The sequence below is a fragment of the Solimonas variicoloris DSM 15731 genome, from assembly GCF_000382285.1.
GTDB classification, from domain to species: Bacteria; Pseudomonadota; Gammaproteobacteria; order Nevskiales; family Nevskiaceae; genus Solimonas; species Solimonas variicoloris.
This window is the reverse complement of sequence record NZ_KB907937.1, coordinates 61,692-80,258: the sequence shown is the minus strand read 5'-3', so window position 1 is coordinate 80,258 and position 18,567 is coordinate 61,692. Positions and strand designations below refer to the sequence as shown.

Sequence of the window (18,567 nt, the reverse complement as noted above, 5' to 3'; positions counted from 1 at the left end):
CTCGGCACGGCCGGATTCGGGAACCTCATGAGCTGGCGATCACCGGGCAAAAGCGGCTTGCAGAGCCTCGACCGCATGGCAGGGCTGCTGCGCGGCCGGGCCAATCGCTACGCGTGGATGGGGCTCGTCGTCGCCCTGCTGGCGATCCTCGCCGCGACCCTGCTGAGCTGCCAGTACGAGCACGGCGATTACACGATCGGCGGTCTGCTCGACGTGCAGCAGAACAATCCGGCGCTGTGGGCGCTGGACCTGATGCCGATCGCCTTCCTGATCTGGGGCCAGTACATCGGCAGCGTGATGTCCTATCAGGCCGGCGCGCTGGTGCTCGACGAAACCCGCGAACTGCGCGATGAGGCCAACCGCCTGCAGTACGAGCTGAGCCGCCAGTCGGTCGCCGGCCACGCCACCGGCCTGCCCAACCGCCACGCGCTGGCCGGCGCGATCAACACCGCGATCCACCGCCTCGACGGCAAGCGCAGCGGCAGCTTTGCGGTGCTGGTGCTGACCACCGAGCACTATCACGAGATCGCCCAGGCGCACGGCGAGGCGGCCGCCGCCCAGTACATCGGCCAGCTCGGCGAACGCCTGCAGAATGTCACCGGTGGCGGCGACCTGCTCGCCCACTTCGGCCACGACGACTTCGGCATCCTCGTCGCGCAGGCCAGCGACGAGACCACTGCGCGCCATTACGCCAGCCGCCTGCAGCTCGCGCTCGACGTGCCGATCACGGTCGGGCGCAGCGCCTTCTCGCTGCGCGCCAGCATCGGCATCGCCCTTTATCCGGCACACGGCCCGAACGCAGAGACCCTGCTGCGCCACGCCGAGACCGCCAAGTACGCGGCGGTCGCCGCGCGCCGCGACTACCTGGTCTACGAGCCGACGCTCGATGACGCCCGCACCGAGGCCTCGCGCCTGTCGGCCGAGCTGCACGGCGCGCTCTACAACGAAGGGCTCGGCGACGACTACCAGCTGCAGACGCCGCTGCGCGCCGGCCTGCCGCCGCGCGTGCGCCTGCTGCCGTACTGGGAACATCCGCGCCGCGGTCGTCTCGGCGAGGCCGATTTCCTGCATCTGCCGGATCGCGTCAGCCTGATCCATGGCCTGACGACCTGGCTGCTGCGCGAAGGCCTCGCGCGCCTGTCGGCCTGGCGCGCCAGCGGCGCGCCGCAGCTGCAGCTGGTGCTGCGCCTGCCGGACGCCGCGGTGCGCGAGCTCGGCTTCGAGGACCTGATCCAGCGCATGCTGCACTCGCACGATCTGCCGGGCTCGGCGCTGGTGCTCGAGATCGGCGAACGCGCGCTGGCGCTGGCCGGCGACGCACAGCGCACGCAGCTCGCCGCGCTGCGCCAGGCCGGCGTGGCGCTGTGCCTCGACGGCGTCGGCGAGCCCGGCGCCTCGGCCCTGACCGCGCTCTATCATCCGCTCGACGAATACCGCTTCGCGCCGGCGCTGATCAGGCGCTCCGGCGCGGAACCGCTGGTCCGCGACGCCTTGCGCAAGCTCGTCGAGCTGACGCGCATGCTGCGACTGCGCATCGTCTACGCCGGCGTCGACCACGAAGCGGAGCGCGCGCTGATTGAACAGCTCGGCGGCGACTACGCCGAAGGTCGCGCCTACCGGCCGGCGCTGACGCCGCAAGCCGTCGAACGCTGGCTGCAGGCCGGCATGCGCTGAATGGCGCGTCCTGCCACACGCTGACCTCCCGGCGTCGCCGCCGCCGCGCGACGCCTTTCCTTCCCGACCCCCATCCGCCGCCATGTCCGCCCTGCCCGCCTCGTACACACCCGCTTCCGATCTGCTGCAGGGCCGCCACCTGCTCATCACCGGCGCCGGTGACGGTCTCGGCCGGGCCGCGGCGCTGGCCTGCGCCCGCCATGGCGCGACGGTGATCCTGCTCGGCCGCACGGTGGCCAAGCTCGAAGCCGTCTACGACGAGATCGGCGCCGCCGGCGGCGCGGCGGCGATCTATCCGATGAACCTCGCCGGCGCGACCTGGGCCGACTACTTCGAACTGGCGAGCACGATCGAGCGCGAGTTCGGCCGCCTCGACGGCCTGCTGCACTGCGCCGCCCACTTCAAGGCCTACACGCCGCTGTACGACGTCGAGCCGAAGGAATGGATCGAGAGCCTGCAGGTCAATCTGACCGCCGCGTTCGCGCTGACGCGCCACTGCCTGCCGCTGCTCGGCCGGGCGCCGGACGCGTCGATCGTGTTCGTCAGCGACCGCCAGGGCCGCGAAGCGCGCGCGTTCGGCGGCGCCTACGCCGTCGCCAAGGCCGGCGTCGAGCAGATGGCGCAGATCTGGGCCGCCGAGCTGCGCGCCAATCCGCACCTGCGCGTCAACACCTACGACCCCGGACCGATGCGCAGCGGCACGCGCCTGAAGGGTTATCCGGGCGAACCGATCGAACGCTCGCCGCTGCCGGACGCCGCGACGCCGGCGCTGCTGTGGCTGCTCGGCCCCGACAGCCGCGGCACCAGCGGCCAGCGCCTATAGCCGCTGGTCCGCGGCGGACGCGCCCAAACGAAAAACCCCGCCGGAAGGCGGGGTTTTTCGTTGCAGCCTGGTGCCGAAAACAGGAATCGAACCTGCGACCTACTGATTACGAATCAGTCGCTCTACCGACTGAGCTATTTCGGCAAGGGGCGCGATTATAGGGGGAGCGTCGCCCATGAACAATGCCGGCGGCACAGAAAGTGTGGAAGCCCTGCGGCGCCGTCGCACTCGATCGCGCTCAGTGGAAATCGCGCGACAGGTACGGCAGGCCGTCGATCCAGTGCGAACGGTCGGCGAAAGCCTCGGCGACGACATGAATCACCCAGCCGTCGGCCTCCGAGCCCTGCTTCTGCAGGCGGCCGCGGGCCAGCAGGAAGCGGCCGCCGACGACGATCTCGCGCTGCGCCTCGATCAGCGCCGGACGCACGATCAGATTGACCACGCCGGTCTCGTCCTCGAGCGTGAGGAACATCGTGCCGCTCGCCGAACCCGGCCGCTGGCGGAACATCACCATGCCGGCGACGCGCACCGCCTCGCCGTCCGTCCGCTCGCGCAGCGCGTGATTGGGCACGATGCGCTGCCGCTCGAGCCGCTCGCGCAGCAGCGCCGCCGGATGGCGGCGCAGGCTCAGCTCGGTCGCACGATAGTCGGCGTAGACCGCCTCGCCCTCGCTCGGCGCGCGCAGCGATGCCGCCTCGTCCGGCAGCGCGGCATCGCGCAGCAGGCCTTCGAGCCGCGCATGTCCGCGCGCCTGCCAGCGCGCCTGGAAGCGATGGCCGGCGAGCGCGGCCAGCGCGTCGGCGCCGGCCAGCAGATCGAGCTCGCGCCCCGTCAGCACCGCGCGCCGGGCCAGATCGTCGACGTCGCGGAACGCGCCGTGCGCGCGCGCCGCGACGAGACGCAGCGCCGGCGCCTCGCCGCAGCCCTTGACCAGACGCAGGCCGAGCCGGATCGCCGCCCGCCCGCGCGCATCGCGCTCCAGATGGCAGTCCCAGCGGCTCGTCTGCACGTCGACCGGGCGCACCTCGACCTCCATCCGCCGCGCTTCGGCGACCAGCATCGACACCGGATAGAAGCCCATCGGCTGCGCGTTGATCAGTCCGCAGATGAACGCCGCCGGGCGGTGGCGCTTGAGCCAGGCCGATTTGTAGGCGAGCAGCGCGAAGCTCGCCGCATGGCTCTCCGGAAAGCCGTAGGAGCCGAAGCCTTCGATCTGCTTGAAGATGCGCGCGGCATACGCATCGTCGTAGCCGTTTTTTTTCATGCCGCTCATCAGCTCGTCGCGGAAGCGGTCGACGTGGCCGTTGCGCTTCCACGCCGCCATCGCCCGGCGCAGCGCGTCGGCCCGGCTCGCCGAAAAGCCGGCGGCGACCATCGCGATCTGCATCACCTGCTCCTGGAAGATCGGCACGCCGGAGGTGCGCCCCAGCACGCCCCGGATCGGATCGTCCCTGCCCAGGGGATACTGGATGTCGTCCGGATTCATGTGCCGCTGCCTCAGGTACGGATGGACCATGCCGCCCTGGATCGGTCCCGGCCGCACGATCGCGACCTGCACCGTCAGGTCGTACAGGGTCTTCGGCCGCAGCCGCGGCAGCATCGTCATCTGCGCGCGCGATTCGATCTGGAACACGCCGACGGTCTGCGCCGCCGACACCATCTCGTAGGTCTGCCGGGTCGGCGCGTCGGCGTCGTAGCCCCGGTCCTGGATCGAGCGGTAGTCGACCGAGGTGTCGCCGAACTCGCGCAGGTGCTCGAACATGCGCCGCAGCGCGCTGAGCATGCCCAGCGCCAGCACGTCGACCTTCAGCAGGTTCAGCGATTCCAGATCGTCCTTGTCCCACTGGATGATCGTGCGCTCCGTCATCGCCGCGTTCTCGACCGGCACCAGCTCGTGCAGCGGTCCGTCGGAAATCACGAAGCCGCCGACGTGCTGCGACAGATGCCGGGGAAAGCCGTTGCCCTCGAGTAGTTCGCCGGCCAGCTGCAGCCACAGGCGGATGCGCGGCGCCGCCGGATCGACGCCCACCACTTTCAGGCGCTCCGCCAGTCCGTCCGGGCTGTCCCACCAGGCCAGCGACTTGGCGACGCGGTCGATCACCTCCGCGCCGATCTCCAGCGCGCGGCCGACGTCGCGCAGCGCCGAGCGCGGCCGGTAGCCGATCACCGTCGCCGCGAGCGCCGCCCGCTCGCGCCCGTAGGTGGCGTAGATGTGCTGGATCACCTCCTCGCGCCGCTCGTGCTCGAAGTCGACGTCGATGTCCGGCGGCTCGTCGCGTTCGATCGACACGAAGCGCTCGAACAGCAGCGCGTTGAACTCCGGATTGACCTCGGTGATGCCGAGCACGTAACAGACGACCGAGTTCGCGGCGCTGCCGCGCCCCTGGCAGAGAATGCCGCGCTCGCGCGCGTACCGGACAATCTGGTAGACGGTCAGGAAAAAGGCTTCGTATTCCTTCTGCGCGATCAGCGCCAGCTCGTGCTCGATCGTCGCCCTCACCTTGGCCGGACAGCCGTCCGGCCAGCGCGTGGGAATCCGCGTTTCGACCAGCTGGCGCAGCCAGCTGGTCGGCGTATGGCCGGCGCCGACGATTTCCTTCGGATAGCGGTACTTCACCGACTCGATGCGGAAGCGGCAGCGCGCGGCGACGTTCAGGCTCTCGTCGAGCAGCGCGCGCGGATACAGCGCAGCCAGATCGTCGAGCCTGCGCAAGTGACGCTCGGCGTTGGAAAACAGGCGATGGCCGCAGCGCGCCACCGGCAGATGGTGGCGCAGCGCCGTCATCACGTCCTGCAGCGCACGGCGCCGCGCGACGTGCATGTGCACGTCGCCGCTCGCCACCAATGGCAGCCCGTGGCGCCGGCCCAGCGCCTGCAGGCGCGCCAGCTTGCGCGCGTCCTCGCCGTCGCGATGAAGCTCGACGGCGATCCACACGCGGCCCGCATGACGCTCGTGCAGCCAGACCAGCGATTCGTCGTCGTCGCCATCGCCGGGCAGCCACAGCAGGCAGCATGCGTCGAGGGCGGCGAGATCCTCGCGCGCCAGCCGGTAACGGCCCTTGTCGCCGGCACGGCGCGCCTGCGTGATCGCGCGGCACAGATTGGCATAGCCGCGCGACGATTCGGCGAGGGCGACGCAGCGCAGGCCGTCCGCGGTGTTCAGCTCGCTGCCGATCAGCAACTCGGGCACGGGCGCGCCTTCCTCGCGCAGGCGCTTCTGGGCGTCGTACGCACGCACGACGCCGGCCATCGAGCACTCGTCGGTCAGGGCCAGCGCCGCATAGCCGAGCGCGCTGGCCTGCATCATCAGCTCCTGCGGCAGCGAGGCGCCGCGCTGAAAGCTGAACGCCGACACCGCGTGCAGTTCCGCGTAGCCCATGTTCAGCCCCAGAGCCCGTGCAGGAACCAGCGGCCGTCCGGCGTGCGGAAGACCCAGGCACGCTGGCCCTGCCACTCGGTCACGCCATAGTCGCGGCGCTGGTCGTCGCCGTCCCACCAGCCGCTTTCGATGCGCTCGATCGCGGCCGGCGGCGCCGGCATCGCCGGCAGCGGCAGCGGCCGCTGCAGCAGCCACAGCGGTCGCTGCCGCGGCGTGACCGCTTCGCCCGCGCCGTCGCTGCTGCGCCAGGCCCGCTCCGGGCGATGGTCGGCCTGCGGCGCCGGCGTCCATACCGCAGGCGCGCCGAGACGCGCGGCGATGCGCTCGACCGCGGCCGTCCACTCACCCTGCCCGTCGCTGCGCGCGAACAGATCCGCCTGCACCGCGCAGGCATCGGCGAGTTCGGTCGCCTGCAGTTCGAGCGCCCGCACCGCCGCCGGCAGCGGCTCGCGGGCGAGCCTTTCCTGCAGGCCGCCGAGAATGCGCGCGCCGTCGCGGTGCGCATCGAGGAAACGCAGCGTGAAGCGCGTACGCCGGCGCTGCGCGTGCAGCGCCTCGAGCCGGACCTCGCGCAGCGTCACGTCGCGCGCGCGCAGCCAGGCCTGCAGCTCGTAGGCCAGGCGGCGCAGCGGGAACAGCAGCGGCTCGACCTGCTCGATCTCGCCGGCCAGCTCGAAGCGACGGTGAAACCGGGGCGGCGGCATGATCGCCTCGGCCGGCTCGGCGGCCTGACCGTACAGGCGATCGAGTTCGAGCAAGCGCCCGGCGCCGAAGCGGCGCGCGAACGCGGCGCGCGGCAGCGCGCGCAGCTCGCCGAGCCGGCGCAGGCCGACGCCGTGCAGGGCTTCGAGCTCGGCGCCCGGCCACGGCAGCGCCGTCACCGGCAGTCCGGCGAGCCGGCGTTCGAGCGCATCCGGCCCACGGATCGGCATAGCGTCGCCGAGGCCGGCCAGCAGGGCCGCGGCGGCGCGCGTCGGCGCCACCGCCAGCTGCACCTGCTGCCCGGCCTCGGCGAGTTCGGCGCAAAGACGTTCGCGCAGCGCGTCGTAACCGCCGAACAGGCGCAGGCTCGCGGCGATCTCGACCCACAGCAGGGCCTGCGGCACGCGGCCACTCTCGGCGAATTGGCGGATCTCCAGATGCACCGGGCTGCCGTAGTGATAAAGCCGGTAGGCCAGACCGAGCAGCGCCGCGCGCTCGGCGCGCGCGTGGCGCGGCTGCGGACGCAGCAAGGGCTGCAGCGACAGCGCGGTGCCGAGCGGCATGCCGGCGGCGACGTTCGGTCCGGCCGTGATCAGCCAGCGGCTGGCACCGCGCTGCTCGGTGACGACGTCGAAGGGATCGCGCAGGCCGAGCGCCTCGGCCGGCAGACGCGGGAAATGCAGGCAGAGCCAGAGCATGCGCGCCTCATGCGGCGATCGCGCAGGCCCGATCCGGCCGGGCACCGCGGCACTTCAGCACCTCGACGCGCGCCGATCCGGCGACGCGCTCGATGCCGAGCCGCAGCGCCGCGACCGACGCGGCATCGCGGCGCGCGGCGCGCCGATAGACCAGGGCGAAGCCGCCGCCGTGCTCGGCGGCGAGCTGCAGGCGCCGCTGCGCGGTCGGCGCGATCGCGTCCTGCCACAGCAGCACGGCGCCGGCCCGGGCGCGCAGCAGTTCCTCGGCCGCCCACAGCGCGTCGGTCTCGTCGTGCGTGTCGACGACCAGCAGGCGCTGCGTCGCCAGCCCCTGCTGCACCAGCCCCGGCGCGTACGGCAGATGCGGCGGCGCGACCATCGCCAGCGCCCGCTCCGCGCGCGCCAGACGCACGAGCAGCGGCATCGCCAGCTGCAGTTCGCCGACCCCGGGCGCCGGATAGACGATCTCGCTGAGTGCCGCACAGGGCCAGCCGCCGCCCGGCAGCAGGGCGTCGAGCGCGGCGTGACCGGTCGGCTCGGCGCGCAGCGGCGCCTGACCGTTGCCGCGCCAGAGCCGCGCGTCGCGCAGCAGTGCGTCGGGCAAGGGCGCACGCATCGCCCGTTCAGGAAATGCCGAAGCCGCCATTGCGGACCAAGCCGACGACGCGGCCCTCGATGACCAGCTCCTCGCGACTCAGGTCGATGCGGATCGGCGCGAAATCCGGATTGGCGGCGAGCAGGCGCACGAGATCGCCGCGCCGCTCGAAGCGCTTGACGGTGACCTCGTCGCCGATGCGGGCGACGACGATCTCGCCGTTGCGCGCCGTGGCCCGGCGCTGCACGGCGAGCAGGTCGCCCGGCAGGATGCCGGCATCGCGCATCGACCAGCCCTGCACGCGCAGCAGGAAATCCGGCTCGGCGGCGAACATGCGCCGGTCGAGCTTGTACCAGCCCTCGACGCTCTCGGTCGCCAGCATCGGCAGGCCGGCGGCGACACGGCCGACCAGCGGCACGCCGTCGTTCGCCGCTTCCGGCGGATCTTCCGGTTCGAGCACGCGAATGCCGCGCGATACGCCCGGCCGCAGTTCGATCGCGCCCTTGCGCGCCAGCGCGCGCAAGTGGTCGTCGGCCGCCGTCGGCGAACGGAAGTCGAAGGCGGTGACGATCTCGGCCCGCGTCGGCGGCAGGCCGTGCTCGACACAATGGCGGCGGATGAAGGCGAGGATTTCAGCCTGGCGCGGCGTCAGGTCCATGTCGGAAGCCCGAATAACTGTATGCACATACAGTATTCGATCGGACCGACGACTGTAAATCCATACAGCCACCCTCCTCGCCGCCACGCAAACCATCTGGCGGCTGGCCGCGGCGGCCCGGGATTGCGGGCCGGCTGGCGCGGCACCCCAACGAAAAAGCCCACGCGATGCGTGGGCTTTTTCGTTTACAGCTGGCGGAGAGAGCGGGATTCGAACCCGCGATACGGCGATAAACCGTATACACGCTTTCCAGGCGTGCTCCTTCAACCACTCGGACATCTCTCCGGGAAGCGTGATCGCTGCGAGCGAGGCGCGCGATTATAGAGAAACGAGTGCTACCAGGGCCACCACCAGTGCTTCTTCTTCTCGGTGTCGTCCTCCGGCAGCGGCATCTTGGCGTCGCCCTTCGCCGGCGCCGCCTCGCCGGCCAAGCGCGGCGGCATGTCGAGGCACTCGTACCGGGTGCTGTCGGGGTCGGCCGGATCGCGTACCTTCTTGCCGAACGGCTCGCTGCTGGCCGGTGCCGGCGGAATGCGCAGCGCGGACGGCGATTCCGGCACCGTCAGCCCCGGCACGGCGCCCGGCGTCGCCAGCGTCTCGGCCTTCTGGTAGGCCTGCTCGGATTCGCAACGGCGGGTGTTGCTGCAGGCCGCGAGCAGCGCGGTCGCCGTCAGCAGGGCCACGGGGAGCAGACGCATCAGATCGCTCCCGCCGTGCGCAGCGCCGAACGCACCACGTCCTGGTGCGAAGGATCCATCGCCACGAGGGGCAGGCGCAGGCCAGCGGGAATCTTGTTCATTTCGTTCAAAGCCCACTTGACGGGAATCGGATTGGGTTCGACGAACAGATGCTTGTGGAGGGGCTGAAGTTCCGCATCGATGCGTTCGGCCTTGGCGCGATCGCCGGCGAGCGCGGCGGCGCACATCTCGTGCATCTTGCGCGGCGCGACGTTGGCGGTCACCGAGATGTCGCCATGCGCGCCCATCAGGATCGATTCGCAGGCCGTGGCGTCATCGCCGGAGTAGATCGCGAAGTCGCGCGGCAGGCCCAGCGCCAGCAGTTCCTGGATGCGCGCGAGATCGCCCTTGGCCTCCTTGAGGCCGACGATGTTCTTCAGCTGCGCGAGGCGCGCCACCGTCGCCGGCAGCAGGTCGCAGCCGGTGCGGCCGGGCACGTTGTAGAGGATCACCGGAATGTCGACCGCCTCGGCGATCGCCTTGAAATGGCGATACAGGCCTTCCTGCGGCGGCTTGTTGTAGTACGGCGTCACCTGCAGCACGGCGTCGGCGCCCGCTTCCTTGGCGGCGCGCGTCAGCTCGATCGCCTCGGCGGTCGAGTTGGCGCCGGTGCCGGCGATGATCGGGATGCGCTTCTTGGCGAGCTTGACGACGCGGCGGATCACTTCGATGTGCTCGTCGACGTCGAGCGTCGCCGATTCGCCGGTGGTGCCGACCGCGACGATGCCGTCGGTGCCTTCCGCGATGTGCCATTCGACAAGCGCCGACAGGCTGTCCCAGTCCACCGCGCCATCCGGGAACATGGGGGTGACGATGGCGACGATGCTGCCCTTGATCATGCTCGGTACGGGGAAACGGAAATTGCGGGGGGCGCAAGTATAGCGGCTGGCGCACCGCCGACGCATCGGGAGCACCACGCCCTGGCGCCGGCTCCGCCGCCGGCGCCAGGGCCCTGCCTATTGTGTCAAGCCCTGCAGCGTCCAGATTCCGGTCACATGATCGTTGTTCACCTGAGCGGCGTCGCCTTGGGCGCTCAAGCCGGAAGCGGCGATCTTCGGATCACCCGGGGTTCCAACGGTGATGTCCAGGTTGTGGGGGCTTAGCCCGCAAGCCTGCAGCACGGTGCCCGCCGAGGCATTGGCGGCCAGCACATTGACCAGGAAACCCGGCAACAGGAATCGGCGACTGGCCGTGCCCGCAGGCACCATGTGCATCATCGTGACCGAAGGCAGGTTGCCGCCGATACCGAGATTCCGCTGCCCGCTGCAAGCCGGCTTGCCGGCGCCGTCGGGCGGCACGTAGTACTCCCAGGACGCATCGCCTGAGGCGACGCGGTAAACCCAGCCCGGCAGCTGTGGCCCCTCCTCGCCCGGCTGCAGCGGATAGTCCGGCCAATAGCTGCCCGGGCCCGGCGCACTGGTATCCATCGTGTTTTCGAGGCGAGCGTTGGCGATTTCCAGCTTCTGCGTGGTGCCATCGAGGCCACTGAAGCTCATGTTCAGGGTGCCGACCCAGTCACGGCAGCCGATACTGGTCGCCAGCACGCCGGGCAACAGATCGCGTGAGCTGGTCGGACCGTAGTTCGGTGCGCCTTCGCCGGTTTCGGCGTTGCCATACATGACGATCATCTCATCGACTTTGGCGGCCGGATTGTCACGACAGAACGCCGCCCAGAACCGGTTCGACAGATCGGCCGTCGCGGCAACGCCGGGCGCCGGCGCTGCCTGCCAGCTGCCATTGATCTTCAGGTAGACCTGCATGCTGAGCCCGCGTCGCTCCAGCGCGCTGAGCCCGGTGTAGTACAGAGACTCGCCGAAATCGGGCGCGGTCTTGACCGTGGCCTTGAAGGTCCAGCCGTTGAAGATGGTGATGCTACGTGCCGCGCTGTCTGGAAACGCGACACGGTAGTAGACGGCTGCCGCATGCGGAATATCGACCGTATGGTTGATCACCGACGTGCCGGACCCATTCATCCGCAGGTCGGCGGAGTTGCCGGCCTCGATCTGCATCTTGCTGGCGATGCCGTCGGCGGCGAGATAGCCGGTCAAGCCATCGCTGTTCCAGTTGGCGGCAATGAACTTTGGCCAATCGAGCGCGAACGAAGCGCCGGCGTCGACCAGCGCCGCATCGATCGCGCTCAGCTCACTGTTGTAGGTCGCCGTCTGATCCCAGATGCTCTTGACGATCCCGGCGCCATGCAGTGACTCAAGGAACAAGGGGAAGACGTAGGCGCCGTAGCGGAAGAGGCCGGGCGTGCTGCGTGAATCGTACGAGTCAGACACATATCCGCCGCTCAGATAGTGCTTGACGTAGCCGTGCTCCCAGTTGTTCTTCGCGTAGACGTGGTTCGTCGCCCAGACCGCAGTCGCCTCCTTGGTCGTGTAGTAGTCGTCCACGCATCGCGCAGGTGACATCGCGTACTGGATCGCATGCATGAATTCATGCGCCGCCTGCGCAATCAATCCCTGGTTGGACAGCGAGCGATTGAGCGCAATGTGGACGGAAGTCGCCTTGCAGCGCCACGTCGACGGCGTCGTCAAGCCTTCATTGCCGTTCGCGAGATCAACCAGCGCGACATCGAGCCGGCCATCGGTTTCAGTCCACAGCGAGCCGGCCACGCCGCCAGTGCCCTCGTCGCTCAGCGGCGTGCGCCCCATGGTCGTCGTGAGCTTGGGCCAGATCGCCTGCTCGAACTCGGCAAGCAGTATGTTGGCTTTGGGGCGATCCGTTGCCTCCTGGTCGGCTTGATACCAAACGACGACCTTGTTCCCGCTGACATTCTTCCAACTGCTGAGTGGCGAGCAGCCCGGACAGGAATCTGCCTTCGCACGTCCACTGCTGAGAGCCTTGCCCGCAGCATGACGCTCCGCCCACCAACTGCCCGAGTAGTAGGGCGGAAGGAAGTACGGCAGCATCGCCGACTTGGTTTCGTCGGAAATCCTGTCGAGGCCGACACTGTCCACTTGCGCGACAAACGCGTCGTGTGCATGACCTTCGATCTGCCCGACGTCATCGCCGCGATACGCCGCCGGCAACCGAACATCATCGAACTGCGCATACATGCGATAAAACAGTGCCTGCTCCGTGTTCAGATCACCTTTGGCGAGCGCAGCGTCGATCAGAGCGTTGCTGCCTGGCGCACCGCTGGGCGCCGGAATCGGATCAGGATCCGAGCCGTACTGATCGCCGTCGCCACCAACGATCGCGGGCGGACCGTCCGTACCTCCCGAGCCACCACCCGCCTCGCCGCCCGCATCACTTCCGTCGCCACCTGCACCGCCGCCGCAAGCAAGCAGCATGGCCAGAACGCAACAGCCACTCCAACGCACGAATGTGCTGACGATCCTCATCGCTACTCCCCCTGGGCTCAGCCCGCAGCGCCCGCCGACGACGGGCGCGCCACGGTAGGCAGCGCAGCAAGAGCGCAACAAGCACCCGAATGAGTTGTCCGTGCGGCCGAAGTGTCGTATAGCGCACACTTTGAGCCCGGCTGACGGGCCAGATCGGCTGGCACTACAATAGGCCGCTTTTCCGCCTGCCGTGACCATGTCCGCCAACGATAATCTGCTTACCGTCTCCGTCATCGGCAAACCGAAAGGCAATGTGCCGCTCGAACTGTTCAAGGCGATCCGCGAGCGCGGCGGCGAAGTCGAGGACTGCCGCATCGCGCAGATCGGCGACCGCCTGACGGCCAATCTGCTGGTGTCCGGCAACTGGAGCACGCTCGGCCGCCTCGAGACCGCGCTGCCCGGCATCGCCGAAAAGCTCGAGCTGCAGGTGCGCTTCGAACGCTGCGAGACGCGCCCGGTCAACCCGGACTTCCGTCCGTACGCCGCCGAGGTGATCGCGCCGCAGGACCCGAACCTGCTCGTCAACATCCTCGAGTTCTTCCAGCATCAGGATGTCGAGGTCGTCGAGATCTCGACGCAGAAGTACCAGTCGACCTATACCGGCGCCGAGATGGCGAACGTGCAGATGGTGCTGCACGTGCCGGTCAATCAGCATCCGCAGGCGCTGCGCGAATCCTTCATGGACCTTTGCGACGATCTCAACGCCGACGGCATGCTCGATCCGATCAAGACCTGAGCGCCTGCGCGGTCCGGCGCCGCGCCGGGCCGCTCAGACCGGCGGCCATGCCCGGCGGCCGCCGATCCAGGTCTCGCGCACCGTCGTGCGCGCATCCAGCGGATCGCCGCTGAGAATCACGAAATCGGCCGGCGCACCGGCCGTCAGGCCCGGCGCCTCGTGCCCGTGGATCGCCCGGTATCCCCCGACGCTGTAAGCGGCGATCGCCGCCTCGGGCGCGATCGCCTCGCGCGCATCGACGACACGGCCGTCCGGCAGACGCCGCTCGACGGCGGCGCGGATATTGAACAGCGGATCGAGCGGCCCGCACGGATTGTCGGATGACAGCGCCAGCGGCACGCCGCGCGCCTGCAGCGAGGCCGCCGGCAGCACGCGCAGCCGCGGCATGGTGCGGCGTGCGATCAGGGCTGCGCCGTAGTGTTCGATGAAGCCGGTCTGCAGCGAAGCGACGGCGCCGCAGTCGGCGACCGCATCGAGCTCGGCGTCGCCGAGCACGACCAGGTGTTCGAGCGTGGCGTCGCGGATCCCGGCCTGCTTCAGCGCCGCGCAGCTGCACGCCACGGCGTGGTTGCCGAGCGCATGGATCTTCGGCCGCACGGCGTGCTGCGACAGCGTGTCGAGTCGCTGCTTCAGGGCGTCACCATCCATGCGCAGATACGGCATGTAGAAACGGCGGTCGCGGTAGACCGTGCGATAGCGCAGCAGGTCGCGCAGCGGCGAGGTATGCCCACGGCAAGCCTGCGCGACGGCGCCGCCGGCCATCGCCATGACGTGCGCAGGGTCGAGGCACAGGGCGCATTTGTGCGCGCCGTCCATGAACAGCTTGGCGCTGGCTGGCCCCTCGCCGCATTCGGGACACAGTTCGGCCGCCTCGGCAGCCTGCAGCAGGCTTGCCTCCGCCACGCGCGACCACGACAGGCGCAGCGGCGTCGCGCGCCGCAGGCGCTGCATCGCGTCCTGCATCGACGGCGGCACCAGCGGATCGTGGCAGGCGGTGATGCCGAGCGAGAGATGACGCTCGGCTTCGGCGCGCAGCAGCGCGTCGTAACCGCCGTCGCCGAGCTGCGCGGCGAGATCGGCGAGCGCGCGCTGGAACACCATGGCGCTGACCGCTTCCCAGAGCAAGCCGGTCGGCCGCCCGCGACGGCGCTCGATGTCGTCGGCGATCCGCGGCGCGAGCGTCGCCGCGCCGCTGGCCGCGAGCGCCGCCGACGAAACCCAGCAGCGGTGCAGCGAGCCGTCCATGACGATCGCCGGCCGGCCGCCGACGGCGTCGTCGAGCCGCGACTGTGCCGGCACGCCGCCGCGCCAGCCGTCGAAATCGACCTGCATCGCGATCAGCCACGGTGCGCCGGGCCGCGCCGTGGCCAGCTGCCGCAGCGCCGCGAGCGCGGCGTCGGCGTCGCGCCAGCCACTGCCGTCGAGCCATTCCGGAATCCACGCGCTCACCGTCAGATGCGAATGCGCGTCGACGAATCCGGGCACGATATGGCAGCCGCTGAGATCACGCCCGCCGCCGTCGGGCTCCGCCCCATCCGCCGCGATGGCGGCGATGCGCTCGCCGTCGAGTCGCAGCGATGCGCGCCGCGGATGTGCCTGCGCGCCCGCCCACACCATCGCGTTGTCGAACCGCATGCACGCCCCCTTTCGTCGGATCGGCCGATGCTCTATTAGTCAAATGACTAAGTCAATTGATCTATAGTGTCGTCGACCATGGGAAGCACCGCATGAGCAGCACCGCCACCACGCCCCGGCGCAGTCGCCGCGCCTGGACACCGATCAGCGCCGAGGAACGCCATCGGCGTCTGATCGAGGCCGCGATCCGCGTCATCGCCCGCGACGGCCTGCCGGCCGCCTCGACGCGCGCCGTCGCCGCCGAAGCGGGCATGAATCAGGCGATGCTGCACTACACCTACACCGGCAAGGACGCGCTGCTGATCGCGGTGCTGGAGGCTATCCACGCAGACGTGCGGGGCGTGATCGCCGCGGCCGTGCAGGGCGCCGCGACGCTGGCGGATGCCGCGCGGCAGGTGTCGCGCGCGTACTGGCAGCATGTCGTCGCCGCTCCCGCACTGCAGAAAGTTCATTACGAGCTGACGCTCTATGCGCTGACCGCAAACGGCCAGACCGGCCTCTCCCGCCGCCAGTACGAGGGCTACATCGAGATGCTCACGCAGGCCTTCGCCGGCGTGGCGCCGACGTGGCCGCAGGATGAACTGCGCCGGCTGGCCGGCGCGGCGCTGGCGGCGATGGACGGCCTGATCCTGCAGTTCCTCGCCACCGGCGACGCGGCCGCCTGCGAGGCGCGGCTGCAATGGATCGACGCCGCGATCGTCGCCGCCGCGCGCCGCGCGCCGCCGACGCCTTCTGCAGCGGAGCGCGCCACGCAGCGCCCGACGCGGCGCCCCCGCTCGCGCTGAGCGCGCGGCGCGGCGACCGGCACCGAGAGCCGCCGGCACATCACCTACCTAGCGTTGCCGGCAAGCCGCGCCGCCCTATACTCGCGGTTCCCGAAGGCCGGCCTGGCCGGACCGCAAACCGGCACAGCGCGCGGCCTGCAGCATCCGACACGCACCGATACGACCCGATAGGCGAAGAACCCCATGAGCCTGCAGATTGGCGACAAGATTCCCGACCTGACGCTGCCGGCCAGCGGCGGCCGCAACATCGCGCTGCGCTCGTTGAAGGGCAAGGCGCTGGTCGTCTACTTCTATCCGAAGGACAACACGCCGGGCTGCACGCAGGAAGGCCAGGATTTCCGCGACCTGTATGCGGACTTTCGCAAGGCCGGCGCCGAGGTGCTCGGCGTGTCGCGCGACAGCGTCAAGTCGCACGACAACTTCGCCGCCAAATTCGAGTTCCCGTTCGCGCTGCTGTCGGACGCCGACGAGACCCTGTGCCAGGCCTTCGACGTCATCAAGGAAAAGAGTTTGTACGGCCGCAAGTACCTGGGCGTCGAGCGCAGCACCTTCCTGTTCGACAGCCAGGGCGCGCTGCGTCAGCAGTGGCGCGCGGTGAAGGTCAAGAACCACGCCGCCGAGGTGCTCGCAGCGCTGCGCGCGCTGTAGTGCGGGAGGCCGGAACGGCCGCAGCGACCGGCTCGCGGGTTTTTCACAGTAGCGGCAAAGCCCCGCGCTGGAAAGCACTTTTTTCTGCAAACCGCATGGGCTAGTCTGAGCTCGGCCGCCGGAAATTCCGGCGCGGCGAACCAAGCCAGCGGCACAAGAAAATTCACACGCATCGCTTCAAGCGCAGCCGAACCCGCCAGGTCCTGAGCGACGGACGCGGGCCTCTTCTTCCCCCGACGACTCCAGACGGCGCCGCGAATCCGCTTCGCGCGCGCGAGGTGCTTCCTACCCGATGAGCAAGCGCAAGATCTTCGTCCTCGACACCAACGTCCTGCTGCACGACCCTTCCTCGCTGTACCGCTTCGAAGAACACGATCTCTTTATCCCCATGGTGGTGCTCGAGGAACTCGACGCCGCCAAGAAGGGTTCGAGCGAAATCGCCCGCAACGCGCGTCAGGTCAGCCGCTTCCTCGACGAGCTGATGCACGACAAGAACCACGCGCAGATCGAGAAGGGCCTGCCGCTGCCCGGCGTGCGCGGTTCGGCCAGCAGCCAGGGCCGCGGTCGCGGCGGTGAACCGGCGTCCGGCAAGCTGTTCTTCCAGACGCGGCCGAGCGAGGCGGTACTGCCTGGCCTGATGCCCGGCAACAAGCCGGACAACAGCATCCTGGTCAATGCCCTCGACCTGCAGGCCAAGAATCCGAACCGCCACGTCGCGCTGGTTAGCAAGGACATCAACCTGCGCATCAAGGCGGCGATCGTCGGCGTCCATACCGAGGACTACCACAACGATCAGGTCCTTGACGATCTCGATCTGCTGTACACCGGCTACAAGGAGCTTCCGCACGACTTCTGGCAGACGCACGGCGAGAAGATGGAGAGCTGGCAGGACAGCCGCGGCCGCGCCTGCTACCGCATCAAGGGACCGCTGGTGCGCAACTGGCACGTCAACCAGTTCCTCTACATTCCCGACGACGACGAAAAAGGTCTGGAACTGGTCGTGTCGCGCATCGAGGACACGACCGCCGAACTGCGTGTGGTGCGCGACTACCGCGCTGCCAAGACCAGCGTCTGGGGCATTCACGCCAAGAACCGCGAGCAGAACTTCGCGCTCAACCTGCTGCTCGATCCGGACGTCGACTTCGTGACGGTGCTCGGCACCGCCGGCACCGGCAAGACGCTGCTGACACTCGCCGCGGGCCTGGCGCAGACGATGGACGAGCAGCGCTACCGCGAGATCATCATGACGCGCGTCACCGTGCCGGTCGGCGAGGACATCGGCTTTTTGCCCGGCACCGAGGAAGAAAAGATGGCGCCGTGGATGGGCGCACTGATGGACAATCTCGAAGTGCTGACGCAGAACGGCGCCGGTGGCGACTGGGAGCGGCAGGCGACCAACGACATCCTGGCCAAGCGCATCAAGATCCGCTCGCTGAACTTCATGCGCGGCCGCACCTTCCTGAACCGCTACATCATCATCGACGAGGCGCAGAACCTCACCGCCAAGCAGATGAAGACGCTGATCACGCGCGTCGGACCCGGCTCGAAGATGATCTGCCTCGGCAATCTCGGCCAGATCGATACGCCCTATCTCTCCGAAACCACCTCGGGCCTGACCTACGTCGTCGACCGTTTCCAGGGCTGGCCGCACGGCGGTCACGTCACGCTGGCGCGCGGCGAACGCTCGCGCCTCGCCGCCTACGCATCGGATATCCTGTAGCGGATACGGGCGGCGCCCGAGCGGCGCCGCCCTGCCATGAACAGATCCGCACAGAACAAAGCCGTACCCGGAGACGCCGACATGCTCGGACGCTTAGGAAAATCAATGAAAGAGGGCGCACTCGCCGTCGCCCTGCGCGCCTACATCAACGACCGCTACAAGGAATACGGCGAGATCCTCGACCTGCAGGTCGACACGAACGAATGCCGCCTGTCGTTCCGCGTGCTGCTGCGCGGCGAGAAGGAACCGGCGAGCGCGTCGATCGACCGCTACGAGATCGAGCACGAAGGCGAGGACGTCTATCTGAAGCTGCGCAGTTTCTCGACCTCGCGCGAATGGATCACGTTGCTGCTCAACCAGCTGCTGGCCGGCAAGCGCTTCAAGATTCCGTCGAAGGTGGCTTCACTGCTCTGAGCACGGCCGGCGC

The 18,567-nt window shown here is 69.3% G+C and carries 15 protein-coding genes and 2 tRNA genes; 7 read left to right on the top strand and 10 right to left on the bottom strand.

Going from position 1 to position 18,567, the window contains the following annotated elements:
- Nucleotides 1-27 precede the first annotated feature (27 nt).
- Entirely contained in the window at nucleotides 28-1,674 is a 1,647-nt protein-coding gene (locus H149_RS0114130) for an EAL domain-containing protein (protein ID WP_020650417.1), read from the top strand.
- Nucleotides 1,675-1,756: 82 nt separating this feature from the next.
- Nucleotides 1,757-2,497, top strand: a complete 741-nt coding sequence (locus H149_RS0114125; RefSeq protein WP_020650416.1) for an SDR family NAD(P)-dependent oxidoreductase — start codon at nucleotides 1,757-1,759, stop codon at nucleotides 2,495-2,497.
- 68 nt (nucleotides 2,498-2,565) lie between these two features.
- Here the strand turns inward: H149_RS0114125 and H149_RS0114120 are convergent.
- The 9 genes from H149_RS0114120 to H149_RS0114080 all read right to left on the bottom strand — a co-directional run bounded on the left by H149_RS0114120 (nucleotide 2,566) and on the right by H149_RS0114080 (nucleotide 12,616).
- Nucleotides 2,566-2,641 (bottom strand) — tRNA-Thr (locus tag H149_RS0114120).
- A gap of 94 nt (nucleotides 2,642-2,735) precedes the next feature.
- Complete coding sequence (locus tag H149_RS0114115) at nucleotides 2,736-5,876, bottom strand: error-prone DNA polymerase (protein WP_020650415.1); 3,141 nt, start codon at nucleotides 5,874-5,876, stop codon at nucleotides 2,736-2,738.
- Between the two features lie 2 nt (nucleotides 5,877-5,878).
- On the bottom strand, nucleotides 5,879-7,276 hold the full coding sequence (locus H149_RS21105) for a Y-family DNA polymerase (protein ID WP_020650414.1): 1,398 nt from the start codon (nucleotides 7,274-7,276) through the stop codon (nucleotides 5,879-5,881).
- 7 nt (nucleotides 7,277-7,283) lie between these two features.
- Nucleotides 7,284-7,892, bottom strand: coding sequence for a translesion DNA synthesis-associated protein ImuA (gene imuA / locus H149_RS0114105; RefSeq protein ID WP_020650413.1), 609 nt, complete (start codon nucleotides 7,890-7,892; stop codon nucleotides 7,284-7,286).
- A 7-nt stretch (nucleotides 7,893-7,899) separates the two neighbouring features.
- The gene (gene lexA / locus H149_RS0114100) at nucleotides 7,900-8,529 is read right to left on the bottom strand and encodes a transcriptional repressor LexA (RefSeq protein ID WP_020650412.1); all 630 of its coding nucleotides are present in this window, start codon (nucleotides 8,527-8,529) and stop codon (nucleotides 7,900-7,902) included.
- Between the two features lie 192 nt (nucleotides 8,530-8,721).
- Nucleotides 8,722-8,814: transfer RNA gene (locus tag H149_RS0114095), tRNA-Ser, on the bottom strand.
- Nucleotides 8,815-8,864: 50 nt separating this feature from the next.
- Nucleotides 8,865-9,227: a hypothetical protein gene (locus H149_RS0114090; RefSeq protein ID WP_020650411.1), complete on the bottom strand. Its 363-nt coding sequence runs from the start codon at nucleotides 9,225-9,227 to the stop codon at nucleotides 8,865-8,867.
- Nucleotides 9,227-10,105, bottom strand: a complete 879-nt coding sequence (dapA, locus tag H149_RS0114085) for a 4-hydroxy-tetrahydrodipicolinate synthase (RefSeq protein ID WP_020650410.1) — start codon at nucleotides 10,103-10,105, stop codon at nucleotides 9,227-9,229. The genes H149_RS0114090 and dapA overlap by 1 nt, the downstream gene beginning before the upstream one ends.
- Before the next feature lie 117 nt (nucleotides 10,106-10,222).
- Nucleotides 10,223-12,616, bottom strand: coding sequence for a hypothetical protein (locus H149_RS0114080; protein WP_154654819.1), 2,394 nt, complete (start codon nucleotides 12,614-12,616; stop codon nucleotides 10,223-10,225).
- 196 nt (nucleotides 12,617-12,812) lie between these two features.
- Here H149_RS0114080 and H149_RS0114075 point away from each other — a divergent pair, with 196 nt between their 5' ends.
- Nucleotides 12,813-13,352 (top strand): glycine cleavage system transcriptional repressor, encoded by a 540-nt coding sequence (locus H149_RS0114075; protein ID WP_020650408.1) that lies wholly within the window; start codon nucleotides 12,813-12,815, stop codon nucleotides 13,350-13,352.
- A 33-nt stretch (nucleotides 13,353-13,385) separates the two neighbouring features.
- Here H149_RS0114075 and H149_RS0114070 read toward each other — a convergent pair whose 3' ends face one another.
- On the bottom strand, nucleotides 13,386-14,987 hold the full coding sequence (locus tag H149_RS0114070; protein ID WP_020650407.1) for an amidohydrolase family protein: 1,602 nt from the start codon (nucleotides 14,985-14,987) through the stop codon (nucleotides 13,386-13,388).
- A gap of 92 nt (nucleotides 14,988-15,079) precedes the next feature.
- On the opposite strand from H149_RS0114070, the gene H149_RS21100 reads away from it, so the two are divergent.
- The 4 genes from H149_RS21100 to H149_RS0114050 all read left to right on the top strand — a co-directional run bounded on the left by H149_RS21100 (nucleotide 15,080) and on the right by H149_RS0114050 (nucleotide 18,554).
- The gene (locus H149_RS21100) at nucleotides 15,080-15,772 is read left to right on the top strand and encodes a TetR/AcrR family transcriptional regulator (protein ID WP_020650406.1); all 693 of its coding nucleotides are present in this window, start codon (nucleotides 15,080-15,082) and stop codon (nucleotides 15,770-15,772) included.
- 183 nt (nucleotides 15,773-15,955) lie between these two features.
- On the top strand, nucleotides 15,956-16,420 hold the full coding sequence (locus H149_RS0114060) for a peroxiredoxin (protein WP_020650405.1): 465 nt from the start codon (nucleotides 15,956-15,958) through the stop codon (nucleotides 16,418-16,420).
- 292 nt (nucleotides 16,421-16,712) lie between these two features.
- Entirely contained in the window at nucleotides 16,713-18,140 is a 1,428-nt protein-coding gene (locus H149_RS0114055) for a PhoH family protein (protein ID WP_020650404.1), read from the top strand.
- Nucleotides 18,141-18,245: 105 nt separating this feature from the next.
- Nucleotides 18,246-18,554: a hypothetical protein gene (locus H149_RS0114050; RefSeq protein ID WP_020650403.1), complete on the top strand. Its 309-nt coding sequence runs from the start codon at nucleotides 18,246-18,248 to the stop codon at nucleotides 18,552-18,554.
- The last annotated feature ends 13 nt before the right edge of the window (nucleotides 18,555-18,567 follow it).

Bases quoted from the DNA above. Each gene is read 5' to 3' on its own strand.
- H149_RS0114130 (WP_020650417.1), top strand. From the start codon at position 28: ATGAGCTGGCGATCACCGGGCAAAAGCGGCTTGCAGAGCCTCGACCGC.
- H149_RS0114125 (WP_020650416.1), top strand. From the start codon at position 1,757: ATGTCCGCCCTGCCCGCCTCGTACACACCCGCTTCCGATCTGCTGCAG.
- H149_RS0114115 (WP_020650415.1), bottom strand. From the start codon at position 5,876: ATGGGCTACGCGGAACTGCACGCGGTGTCGGCGTTCAGCTTTCAGCGC.
- H149_RS21105 (WP_020650414.1), bottom strand. From the start codon at position 7,276: ATGCTCTGGCTCTGCCTGCATTTCCCGCGTCTGCCGGCCGAGGCGCTC.
- imuA (WP_020650413.1), bottom strand. From the start codon at position 7,892: ATGCGTGCGCCCTTGCCCGACGCACTGCTGCGCGACGCGCGGCTCTGG.
- lexA (WP_020650412.1), bottom strand. From the start codon at position 8,529: ATGGACCTGACGCCGCGCCAGGCTGAAATCCTCGCCTTCATCCGCCGC.
- H149_RS0114090 (WP_020650411.1), bottom strand. From the start codon at position 9,227: ATGCGTCTGCTCCCCGTGGCCCTGCTGACGGCGACCGCGCTGCTCGCG.
- dapA (WP_020650410.1), bottom strand. From the start codon at position 10,105: ATGATCAAGGGCAGCATCGTCGCCATCGTCACCCCCATGTTCCCGGAT.
- H149_RS0114080 (WP_154654819.1), bottom strand. From the start codon at position 12,616: ATGAGGATCGTCAGCACATTCGTGCGTTGGAGTGGCTGTTGCGTTCTG.
- H149_RS0114075 (WP_020650408.1), top strand. From the start codon at position 12,813: ATGTCCGCCAACGATAATCTGCTTACCGTCTCCGTCATCGGCAAACCG.
- H149_RS0114070 (WP_020650407.1), bottom strand. From the start codon at position 14,987: ATGCGGTTCGACAACGCGATGGTGTGGGCGGGCGCGCAGGCACATCCG.
- H149_RS21100 (WP_020650406.1), top strand. From the start codon at position 15,080: ATGAGCAGCACCGCCACCACGCCCCGGCGCAGTCGCCGCGCCTGGACA.
- H149_RS0114060 (WP_020650405.1), top strand. From the start codon at position 15,956: ATGAGCCTGCAGATTGGCGACAAGATTCCCGACCTGACGCTGCCGGCC.
- H149_RS0114055 (WP_020650404.1), top strand. From the start codon at position 16,713: ATGAGCAAGCGCAAGATCTTCGTCCTCGACACCAACGTCCTGCTGCAC.
- H149_RS0114050 (WP_020650403.1), top strand. From the start codon at position 18,246: ATGAAAGAGGGCGCACTCGCCGTCGCCCTGCGCGCCTACATCAACGAC.